Source organism: Collinsella aerofaciens, from assembly GCF_039758965.1.
Lineage (GTDB): Bacteria > Actinomycetota > Coriobacteriia > Coriobacteriales > Coriobacteriaceae > Collinsella > Collinsella aerofaciens_BR.
Genome location: NZ_JBDMSL010000011.1, coordinates 55198 through 71329, shown reverse-complemented (window position 1 = coordinate 71329; position 16132 = coordinate 55198). Strand labels below are relative to the sequence as shown.

Here is a 16132-nt window from a genome sequence, read left to right as displayed (position 1 = left end):
AATCAAATGCTCGAAGGATTATTTGACGCCGACCGTTGGTCGACGACATTTCAAAACATGGGGCCCTTCTGGGAGGGCTTTGGCGTGACGCTGCAGGTGGTCGTTGCCGGTCTGCTGCTGTCGCTGGTGCTGGGCACGCTGCTGGGCGTGTTCTCTACCACTCGTTCGCGCGTGCTGCGCGCCATAAGCCGCGTGTACGTGGAGTTTTACCAGAACACCCCGTTGCCCGTACAGGTGCTCTTTATGTACATGGCCGGTCCGCAGTTTTTGCAGGCCATAACCGGTGCCGACCAGCCGGTGCGCATCGCTCCGTTCGTGCTGGGCTTCTTGGGTGTGGGCCTGTATCACGCGGCCTACATTTCGGAGGTCATCCGCACTGGTATCGAGGCGGTTCCGCGCGGTCAGATGGAGGCGGCCCAGAGCCAGGGCTTCACCCGTGCGCAGGCGTACTGGTACATCGTGCTGCCCCAGACATTCAAGATCATTCTGCCGCCGCTGTGTAACCAGGCACTCAACCTGGTCAAGAACACGTCGGTGCTGGCGCTTGTGGCCGGCGGCGACCTTATGTACCGTTCCGACAACTTTGTGAGTCTGTACGGTTACCTGCAGGGATACATCGTCTGCTGCCTTATGTACTTCATCATCTGCTTTCCGCTCGCCATGCTTGTGCAGTGGCTCGAGCGCCGCTCCAAGGAGCGTCCGCGCGGCGTGAGCCTGGCCGAGCTGGGGCTCGACAACGTAGAGGAGGCCTAGCGCATGGAAATCTTCAACGCGACCAACCTGCTCTACATTTGGGGCGGCTTTGTTAAGACAATCGAGATCTCGGCGCTGTCGATCTTTTTCTCGCTCATCTTTGGCACGGTGCTGGCGCTCGTTAAGAGCTATGCGCCCCGCCCGTTCCGTATTTTGGTGAGCGCCTATATCGAACTGTTCCGTTGCACGCCAAACCTGCTGTGGATCCTGTTTATCTACTTTACGGTGCAGGGTTTGGACATTGTGATTTCGACCATCGCCTTTACGCTGTTTACCAGCGCTGTTATGGCCGAGATTGTGCGCGGCGGCCTCAACTCGATTCCGCGCGGCCAGTTTGAGGCAGCGCAGAGCCAGGGCTTCGGCTTCTTTGCCACCATGCGCTACATCATTCTGCCGCAGACGTTTAAGACGATCATTCCGGCGCTGTTTAGCCAGTGCACGACCGTCATCAAGGACAGCTCGTATCTTTCGGGCATTAACGTGGCCGAGCTCATGTACACGGCAAACGTCGCGATGGCCCACGCGATCGACCTGTCGCAGGTGCTTATGCTCTACGGCCTGGTGTTTGCGATGTACTTTGTACTCAACTTTGGTATCTCGCTGCTGGTCCGCGCATATCAGAGGCGAATGGTGGCAGCGTAGAATGTGGCAAAGGGACAGCCCCTTTGTCACATAGAGAAAGGAATCGCGATGAGCGATCTGGAGAATAAGAAGAGTCCTGTGGTCATTACCATCGCGCGCGACTTTGGCGCCGAGGGCCACGAGATTGGCCGCATGCTTGCCGACGAGTTGGGGATTCCGCTGTACGATAACGAGCTGCTGGTACGTGCGTCGCTGCGCGCGGGCGAGTCGCTCGATAAGATGGCCGCCTATGATGAGCGTCTGGCCGTGGAGAACATGGCGTTTCTGCCCGACCGCTACGATGCGCGTTCGTACTCGGATAAGTTGTTCCAAAAGATGAGCCAGGTGATTTTGGATCTGGGCGAGACCGAGAGTTGCATTATCGAAGGCCGTCTGTCCGATTACCTGCTGCGCAACAACCCCAACCACATTGCCGTGTTGGTGACCGCACCCTTTGAGGACCGCGTCGAGATTGTGCGCAAGAAGCGTGGCCTTAACAAAAAGAAGGGCGCCAAGCTGGTCAAACAGCAGCAGAAGGCGCGCGAGGCGTTCTATAAGCGCTACAGTGCCGGAAAGTGGAAGATGACGAGCGGCAAGGACATCGTCGTCAACCGCGCCAAGCTGGGCCGCGAGGGTTGTAAAGACGTTATCGCCGCTGCCTACCGCTACAAGGTGGCGCAGCTCGAAGGCTAACCGACCAAAACCATCACAAAAGTGCCTGTCCCCTTTGTGGTGGTTTGGGCGGCCGGCATAGAAAAAGTCCCCGCCGGGCGTGTGCTCGACGGGGACTTTGCCGTTTGATGGCTAACGCTGAGGGTGACTACTCGCCCAGCAGGCTCTTGGTGATGGAAGCGGCGGCCTTCTTGCCGGCGCCCATCGCCAGAATGACCGTAGCGGCACCGGTGACGATGTCGCCGCCAGCCCAGATGCGGGGATCGGTGGTCTGGCCGGTCTCCTCGTCGGCGACGATGTAGCCCCACTTGTTGAGCTCCATCTTGCCGCCGATCTTCTTTGCGAAGGGGTTGGCGTTGGTGCCGATAGCCGAGATTGCGACGTCGCAGGGGATCTCCTCGATGGCGCCCTCGATGGGCACCGGGCGACGACGGCCGGACTCGTCGGGCTCGCCGAGCTCCATCTTCTGGACCTTGACGGCGCACACGGAGCCGTCCTCGCCAGCGACAAACTCGAGCGGGGAGACGAGCGGCAGAACCTCGACGCCCTCGGCCTTGGCGTGGTGCAGCTCGGCACGACGGCAAGGCATCTCATCCTCGGTACGACGGTAGGCGATGATGGCGTGCTCGGCGCCCAGGCGCTTGGCGGTACGGACGGCGTCCATAGCCACGTTGCCGCCACCAAAGACAACGACGTTCTTGCCGTGCTTGGTGGGGGTGTCGTACTCGGGGAACTTGTTGGCCTTCATCAGGTTCACGCGGGTGAGGTACTCGTTCGCGAAGAAGACGTTGGGCAGGTTCTCGCCGGGGACGTTGAGGAACTTGGGCAGGCCAGCGCCGGTCGCCACGTAGATGGCGTCGAAGCCCTGCTCGAACAGCTCTTCGGCCGTGGCCATGTTGCCCACGACGGAGTTGTACTCAAACTTAACGCCCATGTCCTCCAGGCCGTCAATCTCGCGCTTGACGACTGCCTTGGGCAGACGGAACTCGGGGATGCCGTAGACCAGCACGCCGCCGCCGGTGAAGAAGGCCTCAAAGACGGTAACGTCAAAACCGTTACGGGCGAGCTCGCCGGCGCAGGTGATGCCGGACGGGCCGGAGCCGACGACGGCGACCTTCTTGCCGTTCTTGGGGGCCATCTTGGGCGTGGAGGCGAGCTCGGGGCGATCACCCAGGAAGCGCTCGAGCTGGCCGATGGCCACGGGCTCGGACTTTTTACCACGGATGCACTTGCCCTCGCACTGGTTCTCCTGCGGGCAGACACGGCCGCAGATGGCGGGAAGCATGGAGTCCTCGCGGATGGTATCGAGAGCGCCGCCGAAGTCCTTCGCGCGGATCTGCTCGATAAAGCGGGGGATGTTGATGTTGACGGGGCAGCCCTCAACACAGAACGGCTTCTTGCAGTTGAGGCAGCGCTCGGCCTCGGCCAGCGCCATCTCCTCGGTGAAGCCCTTGTCGACGGGGCGGAAGTCGCAGGCGCGCTCGGCAGCCGGCTCCTCGTTATCGGGGGTGCGGGGCGACTTCATATCGGCAACGAAACGACCGTTAACTAGTGGCATGCGCAGCTCTTTTCCTCATAGGCCTTGAGGGACTCGCCCTCTTCGGAACGGTAAGCGGCCTGGCGGGCACGAAGGTCATCCCAGTCGACCAGGGTGGCATCGAAGTCGGGGCCGTCGACGCAAGCGAACTTGGTCACGCCGCCCACCTCGACGCGGCAGCAGCCGCACATACCGGTGCCGTCAACCATGATGGGGTTGAGGGACGCGGTGATGGGGGTGTCGTATTTCTGGGCGGTGAGGGTCGAGAACTTCATCATCGGAACGGGGCCGACGCAGAAGACCTGGCTCACGGCCTTGTCCTGCAGCAGGCGCTCCAGCGGAGCGGTGACAACGCCCTGCTCGCCGTAAGAACCGTCATCAGTGGTGATATGGATGTGGTCCTCGTCGAGGAGCTCGCGGAACTGGTCCTCCATGAGCAGGAGGTCCTTGGTGCGGGCGCCCATGATGGCGTGCACCTCGTGGCCGGTCTCGACCAGGTGCTTGGCGACCGGGAAGGCAATTGCCAGGCCGACGCCGCCGCCAATGACAGCGCAGGGGCCCTCGGCCATCTCGGTGGGAACGCCCAGCGGGCCCACGACGTCGCGCAGCGACTCGCCGGCTTCGTAAGTGGACAGCATCTCGGTGGTCTTGCCGATCACCATGAAGATGAACTCGACCCAGCCCTCGTCACCGTTCCAGCCGGCCAGGGTAAACGGGACGCGCTCGCCCGTCTCGTTGGCGCGGACCATGAGGAACTGTCCAGCGTGCGCATGCTTGGCGATTGCGGGCGCCTCGATGCGGAACTTGAACACCTTCTCCGAGAACTGCGTCTTCTCCAGGATCTTATACATAGAACCCCTCTCTTGTTAGGGCCGCCGAACCGTGCCTCCACGGAAATGGACGGTAGCCCGAATAAAACCGTACGCGCACAGGCGTTGTGCAGACATACGGTGCAAATTATACCCTCATGGACATGTCACTTACGTGTGTCTTCGGCGGTTGGGAGCAGGGTTTATCCACTTCGACCTGCCAAAGGGGGAGAGGTTTATTTTGGCAGGTTTTATCAGGCAAAACGGCAAAGGGGGCCGGCCTCGCGCTTCGGTGAGGCCGGCCCCCTTTGGAGCGTTGCATATGTATAGCGGCACAGGGTTTATTGCGACGCAGCCGCCGCGGCGTTTCCGCAGATGAAACCTGCCAAAATAAACATCTCTAAATGGTAGGTTTTAGTGCTTGCCGTTGGCGGAAGCGGCGCCGTTTACGTGATCGCGGGCGTAGATTACGCCGTGGACGATGGCCAGACCGGCGACATCTGCGGCGCGGGCGCAGGTGTCCTGGAAATCCTCGGCTTCGCGGGCGCGCAGCTGCTTGAGCACGTAGTCTGCCACGGCCATCTTGCCGGGAGGGTTGCCGATGCCGGTGCGGATACGGCTAAAGTCGCGGCTGCCCATCTTGTCGATGATGGAGCGCAGGCCGTTGTGACCGGCATGGCCTCCGCCCACCTTAACACGCACGTCGCCGGCGGGAATATCGAGCTCGTCGTGGATGACGAGCAGCTCCTCGGCCTTGATCTTGTACTCGCGGCAGAGCTTGGAGATGGGCCCGCCCGAGGTGTTCATGTACGACTGCGGCTTGACCAGCACAATCTGGCGCTTGCCACCCTCTTCCTCAGCATCGTTGATATTGATGAGCGCGACCTCGGCGCCCGCCTGGTTTTTCCAGTACGTGACACCGGCCTGACGGGCCAGCTCGTCGATCGCCTTAAAGCCGGCGTTGTGGCGGGTCTCGGCATATTCCTCGCCAGGGTTGCCAAGCCCGGCAACCATGCGAATCTTAAGCGGCTGCGCAGCTGCCATACGCTTCCTTTCGTTACACAAATAGTTCAATCAACGACAAAGGCTACCACGCCCGCCGAAGGCGAGGCTTTGCTTCAGCGAAATCCCACCAGACAAAAGCGCGGCCGCGGCAGAGCGAGCCGTCGGAACAGAAGAAACCCCCGCGCGACCTTTGCGAAGCAAGGGGGAGCGCGGGGGTTTCTTCTGTTCCGACGGCGATGCGCCGGGTTGCAAGGACGATGCGACTACAGCGCGAAGTCGCCGCCGACGAGCGTGGAGACGGGCTCCTCGTGGTAAACGGCGGAGATGGCCTGAGCGAACTCCTCGGCGACCGAGATGGTCTTGATCTTGCCGCCGACCTCGACGGGAATGGCGTCGGTGACGAGGCACTCGACGATCGGGGCGTCGTTCAAGCGCTCGATGGCCGGACCGGAGAAGATGCCGTGGGTGGCGCAGACGTAGATGTCGCCAGCGCCCATAGCCTTGAGCTCCTTGACGTTGGCGCACAGGGTGCCAGCGGTGTCGATCATGTCGTCGTTGATGATGCAGGTCTTGCCCTTGATGTCACCGATGATGCCCATGACCTCGGCGGCGTTGTGGCGCGGACGGCCCTTGTGGGCGATGGCCAGGTCGCAGCCGAGCATGTCGGACAGCTTCTTGGCGGCCTTGGCGCGACCCACGTCGGGGGAGACGACAACCAGGTTGTCGGTGTCGAAGTGCATGTCGTTGTAGTACTGGCCAAACAGCGGCAGCGCGGACAGGTGGTTAACCGGGATATCGAAGAAGCCCTGGATCTGGCCCTGGTGCAGGTCGAGGGTGATGATGCGGTTGACGCCGGCGCGCTCGAGCAGGTTGGCGACGAGGCGGGCGGTGATGGGCTCGCGCGGGCCGGCCTTGCGGTCCTGGCGGGCATAGCCGTAGTGGGTGATAACGGCGGTGATGGAGCGGGCGGATGCGCGCTTGGCAGCGTCGGTGGCGATGAGCAGCTCCATGAGCATGTCGTTGACGTTGCCGCCGGCCACGGACTGAATCAGGAAGACGTCGGCGCCGCGGACGGTCTCGTCGTAGCGGGCGTAAATCTCACCATTGGCGAACTGCTTTAGCGTAAGGCCCGAAAGCTCGACCCCAAGGTACTCAGCAATCTTCTGAGCGAGGGGACGGTTGGAGGAACCGGAATACACGCGGATGGACTTGCGCATATTCTCCGACTTCTCGGGATCATTAATCGGCATTACCCTTCTCCTTTATATATCGAATGCCATATAGATGCCTTGTTGCATTGTAACCGCGCGGCGGGGTTTATCGAGTCTTGATAACGTCTTTACCGCCAACGGACACGAACCGACCACTCATCTGGCCGCGCAGGTCAGCATAGAAAAAGGAGCCGTCCCCATGGGAACAGCTCCTTAGATGCTTGGTAAAACGTTATACCTCGTCGTCCTCGTGCAGACGGCGGCGATAATCGGCGGCCCAGCCCTCAATGTTTACCTGACGGGCGCGGCCCAGGCCGAGTGCGTCAGCCGGGACCGGCTCGGTGATGACGGAGCCGGCGGCCACGAGCGCGCCGTCGCCGATCTGGGCGGGCGCGACCATCATGGTGTCGGAACCGATGAAGGCGTCCTTGCCGATGACGGTCTTGTGCTTGTGCACGCCGTCGTAGTTGCAGGTGATGGAGCCCGCGCCCACGTTGACGCCGGAGCCCATGGTGGTGTCGCCGATGTAGGACAGGTGCGGCACCTTGGAGCCCTCGCCGATCGTGGACTTCTTGATCTCCACATGCGTGCCGGCCTTGGAGCCGTCGAGCATGTGGGTGCCCGGGCGCAGGTAGGCGCGCGGGCCGCAGTCGACGCCGTTCTCGATGACGGCCTCGATGGCGATGGTCTCATCGATGGTGCAGCCGCTGCCGACGGTGGTGTCGGTGAGGCGACTGTTGGGGCCGAGCTGGCACTCTTCGCCCACGGTGACGTGACCGATCAGATGCGTCTGCGGCCACACGATGGTGTCTCGGCCGATGGTGGCATCGGGGCCGATCCAGGCCTGCGTGGGATCGATGAACGTGACGCCCTCGGCCATCCAGTGCTCGTTGATGCGGTCGCGCGCGATAGCGGTGAGCTGCGCGAGCTGAATGCGGCTGTTGACGCCCAGGCCGTCGCGGTAGTCATCGCAGTGGAAGATGGAGACCGCCTGGCCGTGACCCTTGAGGATCTCGAGCATGTCGGGCAGATAGTACTCGGACTGCGCGTTGTCGTTGCCGATCTCGTCAATGTGGGCGGCGAGCTGCGCGCCGTCAAAGGCGTAGCAGCCGGCGTTGCACTCCAGCAGCGTGGTGGCCTGCTCGGGCGTGCAGTCCTTCTGCTCGATGATGCGCTCGATCTGGCCGTCGGCACCCAGCTTGATGCGGCCGTAGCCGAAGGGGTCGGGCGGGGTCATGGTCATGACGGTGCAGGCGAGCTCGCCGGTGGCGACGGTTTGTGCGAACTTGGCGACGGTGTCGGCGGTGATGAGCGGCAGGTCGCCGTTGAGCACGACGACGGGGCCTTGCGTGATGCCGCAGGCCTCGAGCGCGACCTTCACGGCGTGACCGGTGCCCAGGCGCTCGGTCTGCTCGACGCACTCGACCTTGGTGGCGCTGCTGGCGTAGGCGCCGTCGATGAGGGCGCGCATTTCGTCGGCGTGGCTGCCGATGACGACCACGACGCGGCTGCAGCCGGCCTTGATGGTGGCGTCGACGATCCACTGGACCATGGGCTTGCCCAGGATCTTGTGCGAAACCTTGCAGTGGTTCGACTTCATGCGGGTGCCCTCGCCGGCAGCGAGGATAATTGCGGTTGCGTCCATGTGATCTCCTGTTACGTTATAGAGACGTGTGTTTGGAAACGATACACGGCGCAATATGATACCGCAGGCATATGTTGAGCGCGTAGCGATTGGTTTGCGGCGGTTGAGGCTTGCGCCGCCGGCGTGGCGTTTGCGCTGCTTGCGTGCGGCGTTGGCGGTGCTGCGGAGCTGTCTTTTGAGCGAGGGGACGGGGGTGCCCGTGGACAACATACAAGAGGAGTTTGGCGGCGAGCCCGTCGCGGCGTTCTCGATGTCGCATCCGGCTGTGCCGGCACTCTATATTGTGCTGACGCTGGGGCTCACCATGTTCTCGATGCAGCCGGTGCTGATTGCGCTGTCGCTTGCGGGCGGGCTGGCGTATGGATTTGCGACGCGTGGGGCTGCCCGCACGCTGGGCGCACTTCGCTGGCAGCTGCCGGTGATTTTGATTATCGCGCTGGTCAATCCGCTGTTTAGCGCTTCGGGTTCGACGGAGCTGTTCCGTATTGGCATGCGCGCGGTGTATCTGGAAAGCATGGTATACGGCCTGTGCATGGGCGGGCTGTTTGTGGCGAGCGTGCTGTGGTTTGAGGCCGCGGCGTCGATGCTCGAATACGACAAGGTGCTCGCGCTGCTGGGCAATGCCGCACCGGTGATTGCGCTCATGATTTCGATGTGCATGAGGCTTATCCCGCAGTTTTTACGCCGCGGTCGTACGGTGCTGGCGGTGCAGGATGCGATTGATGTGCCGGGCCGCGCGCCGGCCGACCCCGTGCGCTCGCGCCTGCGGGCATCGAGTGCATTGATGGGCTGGGGCATGGAAGATTCGTTGGAGCGCGCGGACGCGATGCGCTCGCGCGGGTGGGGCGCCGCGACGCGTCGTACGACGTATGCGCGGTATCGACTGGGGCGCAGCGACGTTGCCGCGCTGGTTGGGCTTGCACTGTTTGGTGCTGCCGCGGTGGCGGTGGCGTGGACTGCGACGACGCAGTATTCGTTTTATCCGCAGCTCTCGGTGCCGGCGCCGTGGCCGGGCTATGTTGTGTACGCTGCCTGGATGGTGCTGCCTTGTGCGTTGCACGCGATTGATGAGAAGAGGTTTGGCTGATGGCTCGGTTGGATAGGGGCCCGGTGTCGGGCGCGGCGTGCGGCCCGGATATGCCGGCGATTGAGGTGCGGAGCCTGAGCTTTGCCTACCCCGATGCTGATGCTGCGGTGCTCGAGGGGCTCGACTGGTCTGTTCCCCAAGGTGCATTTGCGCTGCTTGTTGGCGGTACCGGATCGGGTAAGTCGACGCTGCTGTCGCTGCTCAAGCCCGAGATCGCTCCGGCGGGCGAGCGCACTGGCGAACTGAGCGTGCTGGGCGAGAACGTTGCCGACATGGACGTGCGGGCATCGGCGGAGCGCGTGGGTTATGTGTTTCAGGATCCCGAGAACCAGATCGTGTGCGAAACCGTGTGGCACGAGATGGCGTTTGGCCTGGAAAACCTAGGCATGTCGCGCGACGAGATGCGCCGTCGCGTGGCCGAGACCAGCTATTTCTTTGGGTTGGAGGATTGGCTTCATCGTGATACCGATACGCTTTCGGGTGGCCGCAAGCAGCTGCTGTCGCTTGCCGCCGTCCTGGCGCTGCGTCCGCGTGTGCTGCTACTCGACGAGCCCACGTCTCAGCTTGATCCGGTTGCGGAGAAGAATTTCCTGCACGCGCTGTTTCGTGTGAATCGCGAGCTGGGCTGCACGGTTGTTGTGGCGACGCATCAGCCGCGCCCAATGCTCGAATACGAGACGTGTGCGTACCGGATTGAGGGCGGGCGCGTGCGCGAGGTGGCGGATATGGCTTCTTTGGGACGCCGAGAATCGCTGTTTTCCGATGAGATGTTGGGGTGGGGTGCCATCCGATGTGCAAAAAACGGAGTATTCAGCAGGCGTGAGGACAATTTGGGCTCTCTGGAGCCGCCCGGGGACGTATCGAGCGCGAAAAAAAGTTCGGAATTGGACAAATCGTCCGAATTTGTGGCGCAAACGTCGCTCGAGAACGGCTCGGAAGCCTTCCCGCGCACGGATGGAAGCAGAATACTCCAAAAAATGCACGGCGGGTCGGCTACCACCCTGTCGGAAGGCTGGTTTCGCTACGATCGAGCGTCCGGCTGGGTGCTGCGCGGGCTCGATGCGTCGTTTTCGGCCGGTGCGGTGCATGCGATCGTGGGCGGCAACGGATGCGGTAAGTCGACGATACTCTCGGTGCTGGCGAAGACCGCCAAGCTGCAGCGCGGCCGCATGGTGCGCGGAGCGGCCTCGGCGGCGCTGCTGCCTCAGAATCCCAAAGCATTGCTGGTTGCCGAGACGGTTCGCGATGAGCTGATGGAATGGGCCTCGACCTGCGGATATGACGAGAACTTGGCGCGGGAGCGTGCGGCGAGCTTGGGGTTGTCGGGTCTGGATGGACGCCATCCGTACGATCTTTCGGGCGGGCAGCGTCAACTGCTTGCATTGGCAAAACTGCTGCTAATCGGCCCCGAACTGCTATTGCTCGATGAGCCCACCAAGGGTCTAGACCTGTTCAGCCGCCGCACCATCGCCCGCGCCCTGCGTGACCATGCGAAGGCTGGCGGCACCGTCATCATGGCTACGCACGATTTGGACTTTGCCGAGCAGGTAGCCGACGATGTCGCCATGATGTTTGACGGCGAGATTGCCTGCATGGAGTCCCCGGCCGACTTCTTTGCCGACAACGTGTTCTATAGGGCGTGATGGGATGACGGACTGTCGTTTCTCGCGTTTGCTTGCAAAACTGGAGATCCCGCTGTTGTTGGCGGTGCCGGCGGTGATGGCTGCCGCGTTGCTGGCGGGTGTTGAGCAGGCAGCGTTGGCCATGCTGGTTGTGGTGGCGTTGGTGCTTGCGCTGTTCTTTGCGGGCTATGAGGCATCGCGTCCAGGCCTGCGTCAGATTATGCCCACGCTGGTGCTGGCGGCGCTGGCGGCGGCGGGGCGCATCCTGTTTGGACCCATTCCCGACTTTAAACCCGTGAGTGCCATCGCCATTATCGCCGGGGCGACACTCGGTCGTCGTAACGGCTTTATGGTCGGTGCGTTGGCGGCGCTGACCAGCAATTTCTTTTTTGGGCAGGGCATGTGGACGCCGTGGCAGATGTATGCCTGGGGGCTCGTGGGATACGTTGGCGGTGCGCTGGCGCATGCCGGCGCTTTTGATCGCGCCGATGGCGCCGTGCGTATGTCGGCGCTGCTGACCTACGGCTTTGCTTCGGGTTTGCTGTACGGCGTTGTGATCAACGCCTACGACATTATCGGTTTTGTTCAACCGCTCACGTGGGCGGGTGCCATGGCGCGTCTTGCCACGGCAGTGCCGTTCGATATCACACACGGCCTCGCGACCTGCGTGTTCTTGGCCGCCTTGTACAAGCCTTGGTGCCGTCGCATTAACCGTGTCGTCGTGAAATACGGACTGTAGGGCATTTCGCGTTCCCACACGAACTTGCGGTGGAATAGTTCTCGTTTTTGGCTATTTGCTGCCCAAACAGGAACTATTCCACCGCAACTTATAGGGGGAGAGGGGTCACATGATCTGTTTTCCTCTGTCCCCTAGAGGAATTACTTGGGGCTAGAGCTCTAGCGTGAGGGTGACGGGGCAGTGGTCGCTGCCAAAGATGTCGCCGCGGATGCCGGTGTCGCGTACGTTGTCGGCGATTGCGTCGCTTACCAGGAAGTAGTCGATGCGCCAGCCGGCGTTGTTCTTGCGGGCATTAAAGCGATAGCTCCACCAGCTGTAGACGCCCTCGACGTCGGGGTTTGCCGCGCGCCAGGTATCGGTAAACCCGGCGTTGAGCAGCTCGGTAAACTTGCCGCGCTCCTCGTCCGAAAAGCCCGCGTTGCCGCGGTTGGACTTGGGGTTCTTAAGGTCGATCTCCTCATGCGCCACGTTAAAGTCGCCGCAGGTTACGACGGGCTTACCGGTCTCGCGTTCAAGTGCGCTCAAAAAGTCGCGATAGGCATCGTCCCAGGCCATGCGTACATCGATGCGCGCGAGCTCATTTTGGGCGTTAGGCGTGTAGACATCCACAAACCAAAACTTGTCGAACTCGAGCGCGCAGACGCGGCCCTCGGTCGCGGCTTGGGCGACGAGCTCGGCCGCCTCGTTCTCGCCGGCGTAGGGTAGCAGTGCGTCGGCGTGCAGCACGCGCAGCGGTTCCTGGCGGCTAAAGACCGCAGTGCCCGAATAGCCTTTACGCTCGGCGTAGCTCCAGGTTTGGTGATAGCCGGGCAGGTCAATATCGACCTGGCCCTCCTGCAGCTTGGTCTCTTGCAGCGCCAAGATATCGACGCCGAGTTCTTGCGCGATCTGGATAAAGCTCGGGTCCTTTTTGAGCACGGCGCGCAGGCCGTTGACGTTCCACGAGGCGAAAGTGTAAGTCTGAGGCATGGTGTCCTTTCGACGGGGTTGGCAGGCTTAAGATTAACGCAACAAGAGCGGGGCGGAGTCCGCGAGTGATAGTGCGAACGCCGCCGTCCCGGAGACACGGACGGAGGACTCATATGACGCAGGCGATAACGGACTCCAAACAGGCCTCCGCCGCGCTGGCGGAGCTGTTTGGCACCCACAAGCGCGTGGTCTTCTTTGGCGGCGCGGGCGTTTCCACGGCGAGTGGCATCCCCGATTTCCGCAGCGTGGACGGCCTATATCACCAACAGTTTGCCTACCCGCCCGAGACCATGCTCTCGCATAGCTTTTACGAGGTGCACCCGGCCGAGTTCTTCGACTTCTACCGCACCAAGATGATCGCGCTTGGCGCCAAGCCCAACCGCTGCCACACCAAGCTGGCCGAGCTGGAGCGCGCCGGCAAGCTAAATGCCGTGGTGACGCAAAACATTGACGGCCTGCATCAGATGGCCGGCTCACAGCGCGTGTTCGAGCTGCACGGATCGGTCCATCGCAACATTTGCCAGTCGTGCGGCGCGGTCTATAGCGCCGAGTGGATTTGCTCGCGCGAGCACGAGGACGCCGCGGGCGTGCCCGTGTGCCCCGCGTGTGGCGGGCGCATTAAGCCCGATGTGGTGCTCTACGAGGAGCCGCTCGATGAGCACGTGCTGACCGGCGCCGTTGCCGCCATCGCCGCGGCCGATGCCCTCATTGTGGGCGGGACCTCGCTCGTGGTGTATCCGGCGGCAGGCCTTACGCGATACTTTACCGGCGATACGCTGGCCATATGCAACCTTGCTCCCACCGATCAGGATGCAAATGCCGACCTGCTGATTTCTTGCGACATCGCGGCCGCGTTTGCGTTCTAGCCCGCGCGCGCGGATACAATAGAAAGACTGAGTGCAAAGCGACCCCGCCGCCAGCTCCCCAGGCTCGGCGGCGTGGGCATTTTAGGAGGATGTTCATGGCGAACGACAGCAAGACATGGCGGTGCGGAAAGTACGAGCTCAGCTTTGACCGTCCGCGCATCATGGGCGTCCTCAACGTGACGCCCGATTCGTTTAGCGATGGCGGGGAGCACTTCGACCCCGATGCCGCCATCGAGTACGGCCTGGCGATGCTCGACGCCGGCGCCGACATCATCGACGTGGGCGGCGAGTCCACGCGCCCCGGCTTTACCCCGGTCAACCCCGACGAGGAGGCTCGCCGCGTGCTGCCCGTGGTGCGCGCGCTGGCCAAGGAGGGCGCCATCGTCTCGATCGACACGCGTCATGTGGCGGTTGCCAAGGCGGCCGTGCGCTGCGGCGCCTCGATCGTCAACGACGTGACCGGCTTCACCGATCCCAAGATGGTCGAGTTTGTTAAGACGAGTACCTGCGGCGTCATCGTGATGCATGCCGGCGAGGTCGCCGCGCCCGCCCGCACGCACGCAACGGTGCAGCTCGATACCTCGGCAGCGGCGTTTGTTGCCGAGAAGGCCCGCGAGGCGGCTGCCGAGGCCGCGCGTGAGGCCGAGAAGCCGGCTCGCCGCCGTCGCGGCAAGTTGCTGGGCGAGCCTAAGCCGGAGGCCAAGCTTCCGGGCGGCGTGGTGCAGCCCTCGTTGCCGTTTGGCGAACCGGAGCCCACGTCCGAGCCTTCAAGCGAGCAGGAGACGCCGGCCGCCGAGCAGGCTGCTGCCGCCGAGACCGTCGCGCCCGCGCCCGAGGCCACCGAGGCCGCATCGGAGTCCAATGACCGACTGGCCGCCATGATGCGCCGCAGCGCCCGCCGCGAGGAAGCCTACGTGCCCACCTCGCAGCTCCGCCGCTTCACCCTGCCCGATTCGGCGCCCATCATGCGCCGCGTCATGGGCTTTCTGTCCGACCAGGCCCGCACGCTCATCCATGCCGGCGTGTCGCGCGACCGCATCTGCATCGATCCTGGCCCGGGCTTTGGTAAGTCGGCTAACGAAGACATCGTCATCCAGCGCGAGACTGCCAAGATGGCGTCGCTGGGCTATCCGCTCATGTGCGCCGTGTCGCGCAAGCGCTTTGTGGGCGCCGTCTCGGGCGTGACCGAGGCCGCCGAGCGCGATGCCGCCACGTTTGGCGTGTGCCTGGGCGCCATCCAGGCCGGTGCCAACATCGTGCGCGTGCACGACGCCGCGGGTTTTGCGCAGTTCCTGAACGGTTACTGGGCGGTTGCCAAGCCGCAGTCGCGCCGCGCGTTTGTGGCTGTGGGCTCCAACCTGGGGCATCGCTGCGACAACATCCGCGCTGCACGCGAGATGATCGCCGAGATTCCACTCACCTGCGTGTCCAACTCCTCCAAGATCTACGAGAGCGAGCCTGCCTACGAGACGCGCCAGGACGCGTTTGCCAACGCCGTCATCGAGATCAAGACCGAGCTGGCGCCGTTGGTGCTGCTCGACGAGCTTATGAAGATCGAGGCTGAGCTGGGGCGCGACCGCTCCAAAAAGGCCAAGGCCAACGGCCCGCGCACCATCGACCTGGACCTGCTGTGGATGGACGGCGAGACCCACGGCGGCAAAAAGCTGCGCCTGCCGCATCCGCTGATCGGCGAACGCGACTTTGTGCTGGTGCCGCTCGAGGACCTGATGCACGACCCGGCGCGGTTCTTCCGCTACAACGGTGTCGAGGTCAAGGAGCCCGAGGACCGCGTGGGCCATATCGTGGGCGAATTGGGGCGTATGTAGATGATCGAGATGAATGCTGTTGCCGCCGGCACCGAGCTCGACGCCGCGCGCGATGCGGGCCGCGAGGGTGCGTCCGCGGGCTGGTGCGCGTGGAACGCGGGCGATGCATCGCTGACGTTTTCGCTGGTCGTGCGTCCGGATGTGAATATGCATGCCTTCCACGGCCTGCCGTTTGTGGCCGCGATGGGCATGATGGACGCGCTCGTGGGCACGGCTTCGACGCCGGGGTTGGGCCTTGCCGGTAAGGTGGGTATCCAGTGGCCGAGCGATATCGTGTGCGGTGCGCCTGCGTTTGAGACGTCGCTCGCGCGTGTTGTCGTCAACGGCGGTGCCGGAGCTGCGGGCATGTTCGGTGCCGTGACGGTGGATATTGAGCGTTCGGCGCTGAGCGAGCTCGGTGTAGATGTGGCCGACGAAGCGCTGGTCGAGGAGTTGGCCGCCGCCGTGCTGGCCCGCGTGGACGCCTGGGCGGTTGTTGCCAACACGCCGCAAGGCGCCGCAGGGCCGCTGGCTCCCGTACTGGGCGAGTACTTTGACATGGTGCCACTGCTGGGTCGTCAGGTCGCGGCGGTGTCGCCCAACGGTTTGCCGCTTGCGGTCGGTGTGTTTGCGGGCCTGGACATCTGGGGTCGCGCGACCATTAAGACCGACGCCGGCGAGCAGGAGTTTCCGCCCGAGGCCGTACGAATTCGCGGGCTGTAGCGCGGGGCGTTCGCGCCCAAAGATAGACATGACAACAAGACCCTCCTCGGCCTGTGCCGGGGAGGGTT

Annotated in this window: 15 protein-coding genes; 9 read left to right on the top strand and 6 right to left on the bottom strand. The window is 63.1% G+C overall.

The window, feature by feature from the left end:
* Positions 1-6: 6 nt before the first annotated feature.
* The 3 genes from ABHU32_RS05015 to ABHU32_RS05005 are packed head-to-tail and all read left to right on the top strand — an operon-like array spanning position 7 to position 2067.
* Positions 7-753: an amino acid ABC transporter permease gene (locus ABHU32_RS05015; RefSeq protein WP_035136546.1), complete on the top strand. Its 747-nt coding sequence runs from the start codon at positions 7-9 to the stop codon at positions 751-753.
* Between the two features lie 3 nt (positions 754-756).
* A complete protein-coding gene (locus ABHU32_RS05010; RefSeq protein ID WP_346979241.1) occupies positions 757-1395 on the top strand; it encodes an amino acid ABC transporter permease in 639 nt (212 codons plus the stop codon).
* Between the two features lie 48 nt (positions 1396-1443).
* Positions 1444-2067, top strand: a complete 624-nt coding sequence (locus ABHU32_RS05005) for a cytidylate kinase-like family protein (protein ID WP_117564047.1) — start codon at positions 1444-1446, stop codon at positions 2065-2067.
* Positions 2068-2194: 127 nt separating this feature from the next.
* On the opposite strand, the gene gltA is transcribed toward ABHU32_RS05005, so the two are convergent.
* The 5 genes from gltA to glmU all read right to left on the bottom strand — a co-directional run bounded on the left by gltA (position 2195) and on the right by glmU (position 8253).
* Positions 2195-3604: an NADPH-dependent glutamate synthase gene (gene gltA / locus ABHU32_RS05000; RefSeq protein WP_022094914.1), complete on the bottom strand. Its 1410-nt coding sequence runs from the start codon at positions 3602-3604 to the stop codon at positions 2195-2197.
* Positions 3595-4434, bottom strand: a complete 840-nt coding sequence (locus ABHU32_RS04995) for a sulfide/dihydroorotate dehydrogenase-like FAD/NAD-binding protein (protein WP_006235793.1) — start codon at positions 4432-4434, stop codon at positions 3595-3597. Before ABHU32_RS04995 ends, gltA begins: the two co-directional genes overlap by 10 nt.
* A gap of 372 nt (positions 4435-4806) precedes the next feature.
* On the bottom strand, positions 4807-5436 hold the full coding sequence (gene pth / locus ABHU32_RS04990; RefSeq protein WP_346979240.1) for an aminoacyl-tRNA hydrolase: 630 nt from the start codon (positions 5434-5436) through the stop codon (positions 4807-4809).
* Positions 5437-5660: 224 nt separating this feature from the next.
* On the bottom strand, positions 5661-6647 hold the full coding sequence (locus ABHU32_RS04985; protein WP_022094252.1) for a ribose-phosphate diphosphokinase: 987 nt from the start codon (positions 6645-6647) through the stop codon (positions 5661-5663).
* A 193-nt stretch (positions 6648-6840) separates the two neighbouring features.
* Positions 6841-8253, bottom strand: a complete 1413-nt coding sequence (gene glmU, locus ABHU32_RS04980; RefSeq protein WP_346979238.1) for a bifunctional UDP-N-acetylglucosamine diphosphorylase/glucosamine-1-phosphate N-acetyltransferase GlmU — start codon at positions 8251-8253, stop codon at positions 6841-6843.
* Between the two features lie 199 nt (positions 8254-8452).
* Between glmU and ABHU32_RS04975 the strand changes: the two genes are divergently transcribed.
* From ABHU32_RS04975 to ABHU32_RS04965, 3 genes are read left to right on the top strand one after another with little or no spacing between them, the layout of a single operon-like run.
* Positions 8453-9340 carry an energy-coupling factor transporter transmembrane component T gene (locus ABHU32_RS04975; protein WP_346979237.1) on the top strand — a complete coding sequence of 296 codons (888 nt, stop codon included), beginning with the start codon at positions 8453-8455 and terminating at the stop codon, positions 9338-9340.
* Positions 9340-10983: an ABC transporter ATP-binding protein gene (locus ABHU32_RS04970; RefSeq protein WP_346979235.1), complete on the top strand. Its 1644-nt coding sequence runs from the start codon at positions 9340-9342 to the stop codon at positions 10981-10983. The genes ABHU32_RS04975 and ABHU32_RS04970 overlap by 1 nt, the downstream gene beginning before the upstream one ends.
* Before the next feature lie 4 nt (positions 10984-10987).
* Positions 10988-11701: a DUF6580 family putative transport protein gene (locus ABHU32_RS04965; RefSeq protein WP_055310275.1), complete on the top strand. Its 714-nt coding sequence runs from the start codon at positions 10988-10990 to the stop codon at positions 11699-11701.
* Between the two features lie 150 nt (positions 11702-11851).
* Here the strand turns inward: ABHU32_RS04965 and ABHU32_RS04960 are convergent, their stop codons facing one another.
* On the bottom strand, positions 11852-12670 hold the full coding sequence (locus ABHU32_RS04960; RefSeq protein WP_055310274.1) for an exodeoxyribonuclease III: 819 nt from the start codon (positions 12668-12670) through the stop codon (positions 11852-11854).
* 113 nt (positions 12671-12783) lie between these two features.
* Here ABHU32_RS04960 and ABHU32_RS04955 point away from each other — a divergent pair, with 113 nt between their 5' ends.
* From ABHU32_RS04955 to ABHU32_RS04945, 3 genes are all read left to right on the top strand, one after another.
* A complete protein-coding gene (locus ABHU32_RS04955; RefSeq protein ID WP_346979234.1) occupies positions 12784-13536 on the top strand; it encodes an NAD-dependent protein deacylase in 753 nt (250 codons plus the stop codon).
* Positions 13537-13631: 95 nt separating this feature from the next.
* On the top strand, positions 13632-15362 hold the full coding sequence (folP, locus tag ABHU32_RS04950; RefSeq protein ID WP_346979232.1) for a dihydropteroate synthase: 1731 nt from the start codon (positions 13632-13634) through the stop codon (positions 15360-15362).
* Positions 15363-16064 carry a hypothetical protein gene (locus tag ABHU32_RS04945; RefSeq protein ID WP_346979231.1) on the top strand — a complete coding sequence of 234 codons (702 nt, stop codon included), beginning with the start codon at positions 15363-15365 and terminating at the stop codon, positions 16062-16064.
* Positions 16065-16132 lie beyond the last annotated feature (68 nt).